We start from the raw sequence: 13,165 nt of genomic DNA, 5'->3' as shown, positions 1-13,165 counted from the left end.
AGGTTAAGACATGACACCTGCGGCGCGCGTCCAGGCTTCGATCGAGATTCTGGATGAGATACTGGGCAGAGCACCCGTTGAAAAAGCCCTGACCGGCTGGGCGCGCCGCAGCCGGTTTGCCGGGTCCAAGGATCGTGCAGCGGTGCGGGATCATGTGTTTGACGCGTTACGTCGCAAACGATCTTTTGCCGCGCTTGGCGGTGCATGTACCGGGCGCGGCCTAATGATCGGGGCCGTGCGGGCGCAGGGTGGTGATGTAAGCTCCGTGTTTACGGGCGACAGGCATGCTCCGCCGCCTGTAAGTGCCTCCGAAACCGCGCGTGCTTTTGAAAGCGATGCGGAAAGATTGGACATCCCTGAATGGCTGTGGCCGCAGTTTTCTGCCTCGTTGGGGGCGGATGCGGAAGCCGCTGCAGAAGCTTTGCAGAGCCGTGCGCGTGTGCATCTGCGAGTGAACCTTCTGAAAGCCGATCTTGCGTTGGCGACCGAGGCCTTGGCGGCGGACGGTATCACCGCAGTCCCGCATCCAATTTGTGAAACGGCGCTCGAGGTCACGGACGGTGCGCGCAAGATCGGACAAAGCCGTGCCTATACGAACGGGCTGGTTGAATTGCAGGACGCTGCGAGCCAAGCCGTTGTGGCGGCGCTGGACGTGCAGCCGGGTATGCGTGTTCTGGACTATTGCGCAGGCGGCGGGGGTAAGTCGCTGACTTTTGCTGCGCACAGAGATGTCACCGTGTTTGCTCATGACGTGAATGCAGGCCGAATGCGGGATTTGCCCAATCGAGCTGAGCGGGCGGGGGCTGATATCAACTTGCTCAACTCCGGTGATCTTGCAGACTATGGGCCGTTTGACATTGTGCTTGCCGATGCCCCGTGTTCTGGCAGCGGGTCCTGGCGGCGTGCTCCGGCGGGGAAATGGGCCTTGACCGGGACGCGTTTACACGAATTGACGGATATTCAAGCCCAAATATTGAATGACATTCAGGGGTTTGTGCAGCGCGATGGTGTTCTGGCCTATGCCACATGCTCGATGCTTGACTGTGAGAACGGCGACATTGTCGAGGCGTTTTTAGAGACCAACCCCAACTGGCAGCAGTCTTTACGCCAATCGTGGCGGGTAACACACGGTGTGGATGGTTTCTTTACGGCACACTTGACGCGGTAGTAGGGCGGGATCTAGCAACTTCAGGTAGAGGCTCGTGCGACTGGATTCGTTAAGCGGGTTTTAACCAATTTAAGTTCCTGATGCCCCAACGCCCTTTTTGACCGAGCCATTGATGTCCGACATTGCCGATTTACCCTATCAACCGCGTTCTGATACGGTCCCTTCTATACAACGTATTGCTGCACTGGCCCTGCTGGCGCTCGCACTTGTTTTGGCACCCAGCACGAAACTTGTATCCCCGGATTGGGCCATGGGGCTTTGGGTTTCAGGTGGATCGCTGGCAGTGATTGCGCTGATTGCTGTTCTCAGGGTGGCGCTGAGCAACCGATCTGTACAGAGATCGACCGCCGTGATGGCAGCCTTTGCGCAGCAGGATACGTACCCCTGTTTGATTGCCAATGCCGAGGGCGAAATCCTGATTGCCAATGCGGCTTCCTATCAAAGGCTCCGCGCGATGCCAGGTGAGGCACTGACCCATTGTCTGCGCCCCGTCTTTGCCAACCCGGCGGCGATCTTACTGCGCCTGCAATCGCGGGCGCAATCACAGGGCCGGGCGCACGAACATGTGGTGACGCTTGATACAACAATCCCGGTATCGGTCTTCCGGCTATGTGACGGGCTGTTGTGTTGGCGTTTTCGATTTGAAGAGAGCGGACCCTGGGACTCAGTGTCTCTGCCGGTTCTGACCGAAGGGCGAAACGGTGATGTATTGCGACTGAACCGCGCCGCTGAACGTCTATTGGGTTTTCTGCCAGAAACCATGGATCAGGTACTGCCCGAAGTTGGCAATGAACAAATCGGTATCATGCGGCTCTGTACCAAAGCCGGGGATCAAACCGCGGTCGTGTCCGAGTTGTCCAACTCGAGCACAGGGCGCAATCTGGCGCTGGTTCCGTTGGCCGCCCCTCCTAAACAGGGGATCGGGACGCATTTCAACGATCTTCCCGTGCCGCTTTTGTGCCTGTCCCCTGACGGGACGATCCTGCAAGCCAACCGGCTGGCGTTGAAGCTGTTGGGTGGCGGCGAACTTACCGACACTAACATCAGCACCATCATGCAGGGCCTGAACCACCCCGTACTTGACTGGCTGGAACAGACAGCAGCGGAAGAGGAAGCGCATCGGTCCGAGTTTCTGCGTCTTAGCCATGATGACAAAGAGGTATTCATACAAGTTACACTCAGCCGTGTTCACAAAGATGGTCAGGTATGTTTGATCGCGGTTCTGAACGATGCGACCGAGTTAAAAACGCTTGAGGCGCAATTTGTGCAGGGGCAAAAGATGCAGGCTGTCGGGCAGTTGGCGGGCGGTGTTGCGCATGATTTCAATAATTTGCTGACCGCCATCTCAGGCCATTGCGACCTGCTGTTGCTGCGGCACGATCAGAATGATCCCGATTATGCCGATCTGGTTCAGATCAACCAGAACGCCAACCGCGCGGCGGCGCTGGTCAGCCAGCTGTTGGCCTTTTCGCGCAAACAGACCTTGCGCCCCGAGGTGCTGGATATGCGGGATACGATCTCGGACCTGATCCACCTTCTGAATCGCCTTGTCGGGGAAAAGGTGCATCTGACCCTCAGCCATGATCCGGTACTCAAACCCGTTCGTGCCGATAAGCGCCAGCTTGAACAGGTGCTGATGAACCTGGTGGTCAACGCCCGCGATGCCATGCCCGAAGGCGGTGAAATTCGGATTGAGACTGAGGTTCTAACCCTGACGAACCCGTTGATGCGGGACAGAGCCACGGTCGAGCCGGGCGAATATGTCACCGTCAAGGTCAAGGATGGCGGTAACGGAATACCGGCCGACAAGCTACAAAAAGTGTTCGAGCCGTTTTACACAACCAAACGCACCGGGGAGGGGACTGGTTTGGGCCTGTCTACCGTCTACGGTATCGTGAAACAGACAGGTGGATTTATCTTTGTCGACAGCGTTGTTGGGCACGGGACGAACTTCACCCTTTTGCTGCCGGTTTGCAAAACCGCCTCTGAACCAGAAGTGATCGAAGATGTATCGCATAGCCCGCAGACCGCCCGTCCAGGTGAAGGGGTCGTTTTGCTGGTCGAAGACGAGGCTCCGGTCCGCGCCTTTGCAACCCGCGCTTTGCGCCTGAAGGGCTATACCGTGTTGGAGGCCGAGTCTGCAGAGGATGCCCTGAACATATTGGACGACCCTGAATTGGTCGTAGATGTTTTTGTAACCGATGTGGTGATGCCGGGCATGGATGGCCCGACCTGGGTTAGCAAAGCCCTGGAATCCCGGCCCGATGCGCGCGTTGTCTTTGTGTCTGGATACACCGAAGGCGCGTTTGGCGATTCCGGACCGCAGATCGCCAACTCGACCTTCCTGCCTAAGCCGTTCTCATTGACCCAACTGACCGAAGCCGTGTTCGAAAAGCTCAACTGACGCGGCTAAAGCGCTGCGTCATGGGTCGCAAATTCTTCGGCGTGTTTCTTGCGAAACGTGGTCTCGGTCTCAGGCGACAGAGTCATGTTCCGGATCGGAGAGACGTTTTCGAGCGGCAGCGTGATGTCCATCTGCAGCCGATCTTGCAGGAAGTTCAGGATTTTGTCCTGATGTTCATATTTAAAAACGTGGCTGGCGCCGACGCCGTTGTTGCGGGTGCGAAAGAACTGGTTCTGGCTGCCCACATCCGCAAATTCCGGGCGCGGGTTCTGCATATAGGCGCGGACAAACTCATCGAAGCTTATATCACGGGTTGAATGCGGATGTCCGATACGGTCATCGCGGCTGCGAAAGCGATACCAGCTGCCCAGCCAGTCGATGGGTTCGCGCACAACGGCTATGATCTCCATTTCGGTGTCATACATTTTTCGGTACATGTTCTGAAAAAAACGATCAAACCGGCGCACCGGGGCGTGTTTCAACTCGGGCGGGCCCGTTATCACCAGATCCGCGCGCGATCCGAGTGCTGTGTGATAGGCGGTGCTACCTGTCTTGGGTACAGATAAAAACGCAAGGCGTTCTTTATAGAAAACAAGCATCTATCAATCCCGAGACTTGAGCCGTTACGATTGCAGATTGTCGTAAACCACTCTTTAACACAATTGCCGAAGAGTGAGTTCTGTAAGTTTTAGTTGAAATGTTCTCTTTTTGGTCCCATAAGGAACAAGAGGCGAACAAAGCAGCGATTGCCGCCCGGCAAAGGGTGTGACAAAAGGGAAAGCGACAGGACAATGGCGGATCTTCTGACGATGAGCGACAAGAAAAACGCAGATAAGCAAAAGGCGCTCGACAGCGCGCTGGCCCAGATCGAACGTCAGTTCGGCAAAGGCTCGATCATGAAGCTGGGTGAAGACAGCAAACAGGATATCGAGGCCAGCTCGACCGGGTCGCTGGGTCTGGATATTGCGCTGGGAATTGGCGGCCTGCCCATGGGCCGGATTGTCGAGATTTACGGGCCAGAAAGCTCCGGTAAAACCACGCTGACGCTGCATTGCATTGCAGAACAGCAAAAACGCGGCGGGGTTTGCGCCTTTGTCGACGCCGAACACGCGCTGGACCCGCAATATGCGCGCAAGCTTGGTGTTGATCTGGATGAATTGCTGATCTCGCAACCTGATACCGGCGAACAAGCGCTTGAGATCACCGACACGCTAGTGCGGTCGGGTGCGGTGAACATGGTCGTGGTCGACTCGGTGGCGGCGCTAACGCCGAAATCCGAACTTGAGGGCGACATGGGTGACAGCAATGTCGGCGTTCAGGCTCGATTGATGAGCCAGGCGATGCGCAAACTAACCGGCTCGATCAGCCGTTCGAACTGTATGGTCATCTTCATCAACCAGATCAGGATGAAGATCGGTGTTATGTTCGGCAGCCCGGAAACCACGACCGGTGGTAATGCGCTGAAATTCTACAGCTCGGTCCGGCTGGACATCCGCCGTATCGGCGCAATCAAGGATCGTGATGAGGTGGTGGGTAACCAGACCCGCGTGAAGGTTGTGAAGAACAAGGTGGCACCGCCGTTCAAACAGGTGGAATTCGACATAATGTATGGCGAAGGCATCAGCAAGATGGGTGAATTGCTCGATCTGGGTGTGAAGGCCGGTGTGGTCGAGAAATCGGGATCCTGGTTCAGCTATGGCGATGAACGGATCGGGCAGGGGCGTGAAAACGCCAAGCAATATTTGCGAGATAACGGCCAGATTGCGCTGCAGATTGAAGATAAGATTCGCGCAGCACATGGGCTGGATTTCGACATGGCACCAGGTGCCGCCGAGGATGACGATATCCTCGAGGCTTAGTAATCGCTTGGAGGGCTGCAGAAATACCCCTGCATCCCGAAGGCGCTGAGAATATTAGGAACAGGGCGGCCCATAGTGCCGCCTTGTTTCGTTTTCGGGCAGCCTATGCTGTGGACACTCCTTAGGTGCGGCGGTAAACCTGCGCAAACCATTCTGATTGCGCGCTGAGAGAGCCCAAATGCCCACGCTGAACGATATTCGATCGACCTTTCTGAACTACTTCGCCAAGCAAGGGCACGAAGTGGTGGCGTCCAGCCCCTTGGTGCCGCGCAACGACCCGACGCTGATGTTCGTGAATTCAGGCATGGTGCAGTTCAAGAACCTGTTCACCGGCGTTGAAACTCGTGATTATCAACGCGCCACAACGGCGCAGAAATGCGTTCGCGCCGGGGGCAAGCATAACGATCTGGATAATGTGGGTTACACCGCACGGCATCACACGTTCTTTGAGATGCTGGGAAACTTCTCATTCGGTAACTATTTCAAGCCTGAGGCTATCCCTTTTGCCTGGGAGTTGATTACCAAGGAATTCGGCATCGACAAGAACCGTTTGCTGACAACGGTTTACCATACGGATGATGAGGCGTTTGAGATCTGGAAAAAGGTCGGCGTGCCCGAAGACCGGATCATCCGCATCGCTACCAATGACAATTTCTGGCAGATGGGCCCGACCGGCCCTTGCGGCCCGTGCACCGAGATTTTCTATGATCACGGCGATCATATTTGGGGCGGCCCTCCGGGATCTGCCGAGGAAGATGGCGACCGGTTCATTGAGATTTGGAACATCGTTTTCATGCAGAACGAGCAGTTCGAAGACGGCTCGATGGTCGAACTTGACATGCAGTCGATTGATACAGGCATGGGCCTGGAACGGATCGGCGCGTTGCTGCAAGGCAGCCATGACAACTATGACACTGACCTGTTTAAGACCCTGATCGAAGCGTCGGCAGATGCAACTGGCGTTGATCCGTATGGCGACCAGAATGTGCATCATAGGGTGATCGCGGATCACCTGCGTTCGACCTCATTCCTGATCGCCGACGGGGTAATGCCATCCAACGACGGGCGCGGTTATGTGCTGCGCCGGATCATGCGCCGAGCCATGCGCCACGCGCACCTGCTGGGTGCGAAAGATCCGGTTATGCACCGTTTGGTGCCAACACTGGTACAGTTGATGGGCGCGCAATATTCCGAGTTGGGACAGGCACAGCCACTGATCGAAGAAACCCTGTTGTTGGAAGAAACACGCTTCAAGCAAACGCTGGATCGTGGTCTGAAACTTCTGGATGAAGAAGTGGCAGGCTTGCCCGAAGGCGCGGCCTTACCTGGCGACGCCGCGTTCAAGCTGTATGACACCTATGGTTTCCCATTGGATCTGACACAGGACGCGCTGCGTGAAAAGGGTCGGACCGTGGATACCGATGGCTTCGATGCAGCCATGGCCGAACAAAAGGCCAAAGCGCGCGCAGCCTGGGTCGGTTCAGGTGAGGCAGCGGATCAGGCGGTGTGGTTCGATGTGCTCGATACCGCTGGCGCGACCGATTTCCTGGGCTATGACACGGAAAAGACCGAAGGGCAGATCGCGGCGTTGATCGTTGATGGTGCTTTGGTCGACAAAATCGACCAGGGTGGTACCGGCTGGGTCGTAGTGAACCAGACTCCGTTCTACGGTGAGGCCGGCGGCCAAGTCGGTGATACGGGTGAGATTAGACGTTTGGAAGAACGCGAAGATGTCTCGCGCGTGGAAGACACTAAGAAGTTCGCGGATGGTAAAGTCTATGCTCACAAGGTGACCGTAGAGCGCGGCGTGCTGTCCAAGGGCGATGCGGTCGAGCTTGAAGTTGATCACGCTCGCCGGTCCTCGATCAGGGCCAATCACTCAGCGACGCACCTGCTGCATGAAGCCTTACGCGAAACGCTGGGTGATCATGTGGCGCAGCGTGGGTCCTTGAATGCAGCGGATCGCTTGCGGTTCGATTTCAGCCACTCAAAGGCGTTGACGTCTGAGGAAATTCAAAAGGTTGAGCGCGAGGTGAACGACTTCATCCGCCAGAACTCAACCGTTGAGACCCGGATCATGACACCGGATGACGCGCGCGGATTGGGCGCTCAGGCCCTGTTTGGCGAGAAATACGGCGACGAAGTGCGCGTTGTGTCGATGGGCAAAGCGCCAACTGGCAAGGGCCAGGATGGTGAGACGTGGTCGATTGAACTTTGCGGTGGCACCCATGTGCGCCAGACCGGCGATATCGGAACCTTTGTGGTGTTGGGTGACAGCGCCAGCAGTGCCGGTGTCCGCCGGATCGAGGCGCTGACCGGGGATGAGGCGTTCCGCTATCTGTCTGGGCAGGATCAGCGGCTTTCGCAAGTTGCGCTGGAGTTAAAGGCGCAGTCGGATGATGTCGTCGCGCGCGTGAAATCCTTGCTGGATGAGCGGAAAGCCTTGCAAAACGAAGTTGCGCAGCTGCGCCGCGATCTGGCAATGGCTGGTGGCGCGGGGCAGGGAAGTGGGGCCGAGGCCCGTGATGTAAACGGGGTCAGCTTTCTGGCGCAGGTTCTCAGCGGCGTCTCGGGCAAGGACCTGCCGGCTTTGATCGACGAACACAAAGCGCGTCTTGGTTCGGGCGCAGTTCTGCTGATTGCGGATACAGGCGGTAAGGCAGCTGTGGCGGCCGGTGTTACCGCTGATCTGACCGATAAAGTTTCTGCGGTGGACCTGGTCAAAGCAGCCGTTGTCGAATTGGGTGGCAAGGGTGGTGGCGGACGCCCGGATATGGCGCAAGGCGGTGGTAAGGATACCACGAGCTCAGACGCTGCGATCAAGGCCGCCGAGCAGGTATTGGGAGGATAAGATGGCTGCACTTTGGATTGCACATGTGACTGTGACTGACGCCGGCGCCTATGGGAAATATGCAGAACTGGCAGGGCCTGCGATTGCAAAACATGGCGGTGAGTTCATCGCGCGTGCGGCCCGCTATGTTCAACTGGAAGGAAAAGAGCGCCCCCGAAATGTGGTTGCGCGCTTTCCTTCGGTCGAAGCGGCGGTTGAGTGTTATAACTCAGACGACTACCAGGCAGCCTTGAATCATGCGCGCGGCGCAAGTGAGCGCGAGCTGGTTGTCGTCGAAATCACAGAGTGAGAATCATCTTGCGCGATCTTTGTAGCGCAAGCACGCGGTTTATAAGCGAAAATCGGCCAAGGCGCGAAGGATGAATCTGAGACTCTTCGTGCCGACTATCACTTCTTGACTAAATATGTTTAATTACATCGAGTTATCTCGATAACCTAAGGTTGAAACTCAGAATTCCCGTTATAATTGTGGCAATCTGACCCCAATTCTTGCCCAACTTTGTCATGGTAAGTGACGAATTTCCGCCCTTTTTCCCCGTCAAGTTCATCCTAGATTGCATCGCGGGCCATGTTTACGGATATTTTCTGAAAACAGGGCAGTGTCCGGTTTGACTGCAATCGCATGGTTGAACACGGATTGGGGATCAGGAATGAAATCGATCGGCACGAAACTCATGCCTGTCTTGGCGCGCGCGACGTTAGGGTCGAGGCACCTTGTATGTGCAGCCGCTCTCTTGCTTGGCACTTTGGGGGCTGCGCCAGCAGTGCAGGCCTCCGAGGGTGCGTTTATCACAATCGTTTCAGCCTCTCCTCCGCCTTCCGGAGCGCGACAGCTGTGCCGTCAGTATGACTGGGCTTGTGCCACCAAGCGGTCTGGTAGGTTGACCAGCCAGCAGGAAATGCAGATCGTCCAGCGTGTAAACCGTCATGTTAACGCGACCATTCGCGAAGTGACGGATCAATCGCAATACAAAACCCGTGAACGTTGGGCACTTCCAACGTCTCGGGGCGGTGACTGCGAAGACTTTGCTCTATTGAAAAAGCGTGACCTGATCGCGGCAGGCATTGACCCCAGAAGGCTGCTGATTGCAACTGTGTTGGATACACGTCGCAACGCTCATGCGGTGTTGGTCTATCGTTCTGACAGCGGCGATCTAGTGTTGGATAACCTGACAAACAGCATCAAGCCCTGGGCATCGACACGGTATCTGTTCCTTCGCATGCAGGATCCCAAGCAACCCCGTCGTTGGGTAGGTGTATTCGGAAGTAGCTAAACGCTTTTGTTTGTTGTGAAATAGAGAACACCAGCCGCGAGTTACGCAGCTGGTGCTTTTTTGAAGCTGTATCAAACGTTGTTGTTCGGGGCAGGGTCGTCTGTTGTGCCGGTGGCGCCCACGTCACCAGTGCCGCCACCTGAGCCACCACCGTCGCCGGTGCCGCCGCCATCACCCGAGCTGGAACCACCACCGGTACCGCCGCCGTCACCCGAGCCACCACCCGAGCTGGAACCACCACCGGTACCGCCGCCGTCACCCGAGCCACCACCCGAGCTGGAACCGCCGCCGGTGCCACCGCCGTCACCCGAGCCACCGCCGTCACCCGAGCCACCGCCCGAGCTGGAACCACCGCCGGTGCCGCCACCATCACCCGAGCCACCGCCCGAGCTTGAGCCGCCACCAGAGCTTGAGCCGCCACCAGAGCTGGAACCACCTCCAGATCCGCCACCGCTCTCATCAGCGGGGCCGTCACCCGTACGCTGAGGATTTGTAATCGACGCTGTGGGGAAGTCAGTCAGAACTGCTGCGAAAGCCGGGCAGGTTTGAAGCGTGCGGGATAGAATGTCTTCGAAATCAGCCCGACGCTGAATGTATCGCAGCATTCGGGCGTCCACGACCTTACAAGCGCAAAGGGTTTCTGTTGAAACCGATTGCTTTGCAGTGCGGATCGTGCAGGTCCCGTCCGAAAAGGTTGGGCCTGCTGCAAGAAAAGACGCAGATGCAGATGTAAAAACAAGGGAAAACAAACGGGATTTAATGCGCATAGCGCCACTCCTCAAAACTCATTACCAACTGCGTCGATCTTATGCACCAATCAAAACGTGCGTTGTATGAACGACGTCACACTTTGGCCCAGAATACACCTTTGTTAGGCCGAATTTACAAGAGGGACTCTTGGTGAAAGAGTTATTCTTAACTTTACTTAAAGTTGATCAGCCATGAAAAACAGGGGCTAAACCTGACCTTAGGTCAAACCGGCCCCAGTTCACCATTTTTGCGATGGATGAAAAAATGTCACACTCGTGTCATTGTTTCTAATTTTGAAACCCTGAATTTGCCACAATTTAGGCAGATTTCGCCATCCGCTTGCGCTCGTGCGGGTCCAGATATCGTTTGCGCAGGCGCACAACGCTGGGTGTAACCTCGACCAGTTCGTCGTCATCGATATAGGCGATCGCCTCTTCCAATGAGAATTGAACATGCGGTGTCAGGCGCACTGCATCATCCGAGCCGCTGGCGCGAACGTTGGTCAGCTTCTTACCTTTCAGCGGGTTCACTTCTAGATCGTTATCGCGCGAATGCTCGCCGATTACCATGCCCTGATAAACCTCGGCCTGTGGGCCCACGAACATGCGACCACGTTCCTCGAGGTTCCAAAGCGCATAGGCGACAGCCTGACCTTTCTCCATCGAGATCAGAACACCTGCACGGCGGCCAGGAATCTGGCCCTTATGCGGGGCCCAGTCATGGAACACGCGGTTCAGAACACCTGTACCGCGCGTGTCGGTCAGGAACTCTCCGTGATAGCCGATCAACCCGCGCGAGGGGACATGGGCGATGATACGGGTCTTGCCAGCGCCTGCCGGGCGCATCTCGACCAACTCACCCTTACGGGCGCCGGTGATCTTTTCGATGACCGACCCGGAATATTCGTCATCCACGTCGATCGTGACTTCCTCGACCGGTTCCAGGCGCTGACCATCTTCTTCGCGGAACAGAACCTGCGGGCGAGAGATGCTGAGTTCGAATCCTTCGCGACGCATGTTTTCGATCAAAACACCCATCTGCAATTCACCACGTCCTGCTACCTCGAAGGCTTCGCCTCCCGGGGTGTCGGTGATGCGAATGGCGACATTCGATTCGGCTTCTTTCATCAGGCGATCACGGATGACGCGCGATTGGACTTTTTTGCCGTCACGACCGGCCAGAGGCGAGTCGTTGATGCCGAAGGTCACGGTGATGGTTGGCGGGTCGATGGGTTGCGCGGGCAGGGCTTCTTCCACCTGCGGCGCGACCAGCGAGTCAGCGACGGTGGCTTTGCTCATCCCGGCGATGGTGACGATGTCACCAGCTTCGGCCACATCAATCGGTTGCTGCGCCAGACCACGGAAGGCCAGAATCTTGGAGGCGCGGAAATTCTCGATCAGTGTTCCATCGCGGCTAAGCGCCTTGAGACTGTCGCCCGCTTTAAGTGTCCCGCTTTCCACACGGCCCGTCAGGATGCGCCCGATAAACGGATCGCTGCCTAGCGTGGTGGCCAGCATACGGAAAGGTTCGTCTTTCTTTTCGGCCTGCTTTGGGGCGGGGACGTGATCGACGATCAGGTCAAACAGTGCGGTCAGGTCCTTGCGCGGCCCGTCCAGCTCCATATCGGCCCAGCCGGACCGGCCCGAGGCATACATGGACGGGAAATCCAATTGATCATCATCGGCGCCGAGGTTGGCGAAGAGGTCGAAACACTCATCCAGCGCACGGTCGGGTTCGGCGTCGGGCTTGTCGACTTTGTTCAGCACCACAATCGGGCGCAGGCCCAAGGCCAGTGCCTTGGAGGTGACGAACTTGGTCTGCGGCATCGGGCCTTCAGCCGCGTCGACCAGCAGGACGACACCGTCCACCATGCTGAGGATCCGCTCGACCTCGCCCCCGAAATCGGCGTGGCCGGGGGTGTCGACGATATTGATGCGCGTGCCCTTCCATTCGACCGAGGTCGCCTTGGCTAGAATGGTGATGCCGCGCTCGCGTTCCAGATCATTGCTGTCCATGGCGCGTTCGGCCACGGCCTGATTTTCCCGGAACGCGCCGGATTGTTTGAGCAGCTCATCCACCAGCGTTGTCTTGCCGTGGTCTACGTGAGCGATGATTGCGATATTGCGCAGGTCCATGAGAGGTCAGCCTTTGAACGGGAAGTTGCCGCGCGCATAACGCGGCGCGGCAAAATATACCAGCCCTAACCGGCCTTCAGTGGCCTGCAGTCTTTGAAAACAGGTGAATGATCAAAATCCCGGCCAGAATCAACGACAGACCAAGGATCGCCCAGATGTCCAGTTTCTGCCCAAAGACGACAAAGCCGATGATTGCGATGAAGAAGATGCCAAGGCCGGACCAGATGGCATAAACAATGCCCACAGGCATGTACTTCAGTGTCAGCCCCAGCAGGTAGAATGCAAACCCGTAGCCAATCACGACCAGAACCGAAGGCCAAAATCGCGTGAACTGCTGGCTGGCCTGCAATGCCGTTGTCCCAACCGTTTCTGCAAAAACCGCGATCAACAGGATCAGGTAGGCTTTGGGCATTGTCATAACCTTAGTCTTGCATAGGCCGGGTCAGCTTGAGCACGGAATCAGGCTGGCAGGCAAGGGGATTCAAGCAAGCCGGTCATGGCGCTGACTACCGGGTCAGGTATACCTGACTTTAGGTAGACACGTGATCGTGTAACATCTGCGCCGTTGTTGGTGTTTTGTTACCGAGTGTATTTTATGACTTTATTTGCAAAAACTGTGATTCTTGCCGCGTTTCTTATCGTGGCGCTTGGGTGGCTTGCTGGCGGGGGGTCCGTCGATACTGATGCAGCCAGTATGGTTCAAAAGTTGGATGGTAGCGTGATT

General features: G+C 56.7%; 10 protein-coding genes. 6 read left to right on the top strand and 4 right to left on the bottom strand.

Going from position 1 to position 13,165, the window contains the following annotated elements:
* Positions 1-10: 10 nt before the first annotated feature.
* Together ACR0DH_RS11635 and ACR0DH_RS11630 are read left to right on the top strand one after the other, a co-directional pair.
* On the top strand, positions 11-1,168 hold the full coding sequence (locus ACR0DH_RS11635; protein WP_480549134.1) for an RsmB/NOP family class I SAM-dependent RNA methyltransferase: 1,158 nt from the start codon (positions 11-13) through the stop codon (positions 1,166-1,168).
* Between the two features lie 112 nt (positions 1,169-1,280).
* On the top strand, positions 1,281-3,572 hold the full coding sequence (locus ACR0DH_RS11630; RefSeq protein ID WP_480549136.1) for an ATP-binding response regulator: 2,292 nt from the start codon (positions 1,281-1,283) through the stop codon (positions 3,570-3,572).
* A gap of 5 nt (positions 3,573-3,577) precedes the next feature.
* On the opposite strand, the gene ACR0DH_RS11625 is transcribed toward ACR0DH_RS11630, so the two are convergent.
* Complete coding sequence (locus tag ACR0DH_RS11625; protein WP_480549138.1) at positions 3,578-4,171, bottom strand: sulfotransferase family 2 domain-containing protein; 594 nt, start codon at positions 4,169-4,171, stop codon at positions 3,578-3,580.
* A gap of 192 nt (positions 4,172-4,363) precedes the next feature.
* On the opposite strand from ACR0DH_RS11625, the gene recA reads away from it, so the two are divergent.
* The 4 genes from recA to ACR0DH_RS11605 all read left to right on the top strand — a co-directional run bounded on the left by recA (position 4,364) and on the right by ACR0DH_RS11605 (position 9,556).
* Positions 4,364-5,431, top strand: a complete 1,068-nt coding sequence (gene recA / locus ACR0DH_RS11620; RefSeq protein ID WP_480549140.1) for a recombinase RecA — start codon at positions 4,364-4,366, stop codon at positions 5,429-5,431.
* A 178-nt stretch (positions 5,432-5,609) separates the two neighbouring features.
* On the top strand, positions 5,610-8,282 hold the full coding sequence (gene alaS / locus ACR0DH_RS11615; protein ID WP_480549142.1) for an alanine--tRNA ligase: 2,673 nt from the start codon (positions 5,610-5,612) through the stop codon (positions 8,280-8,282).
* Between the two features lies 1 nt (position 8,283).
* Positions 8,284-8,571, top strand: a complete 288-nt coding sequence (locus tag ACR0DH_RS11610) for a DUF1330 domain-containing protein (RefSeq protein ID WP_480549144.1) — start codon at positions 8,284-8,286, stop codon at positions 8,569-8,571.
* Positions 8,572-8,932: 361 nt separating this feature from the next.
* On the top strand, positions 8,933-9,556 hold the full coding sequence (locus tag ACR0DH_RS11605) for a transglutaminase-like cysteine peptidase (protein WP_480827473.1): 624 nt from the start codon (positions 8,933-8,935) through the stop codon (positions 9,554-9,556).
* A gap of 71 nt (positions 9,557-9,627) precedes the next feature.
* Here ACR0DH_RS11605 and ACR0DH_RS11600 read toward each other — a convergent pair whose 3' ends face one another.
* The 3 genes from ACR0DH_RS11600 to ACR0DH_RS11590 all read right to left on the bottom strand — a co-directional run bounded on the left by ACR0DH_RS11600 (position 9,628) and on the right by ACR0DH_RS11590 (position 12,853).
* Entirely contained in the window at positions 9,628-10,161 is a 534-nt protein-coding gene (locus tag ACR0DH_RS11600) for a hypothetical protein (protein WP_480549146.1), read from the bottom strand.
* 462 nt (positions 10,162-10,623) lie between these two features.
* Positions 10,624-12,441: a translational GTPase TypA gene (gene typA, locus ACR0DH_RS11595; RefSeq protein WP_480549148.1), complete on the bottom strand. Its 1,818-nt coding sequence runs from the start codon at positions 12,439-12,441 to the stop codon at positions 10,624-10,626.
* A 76-nt stretch (positions 12,442-12,517) separates the two neighbouring features.
* Positions 12,518-12,853, bottom strand: coding sequence for an SMR family transporter (locus ACR0DH_RS11590; RefSeq protein ID WP_170536604.1), 336 nt, complete (start codon positions 12,851-12,853; stop codon positions 12,518-12,520).
* Positions 12,854-13,165: the final 312 nt, after the last annotated feature.

Source organism: Ruegeria sp. I1 (assembly GCF_056532675.1).
Note: the sequence above shows the minus strand (reverse complement) of the source record. Positions and strands in the feature narration are given on the sequence as shown.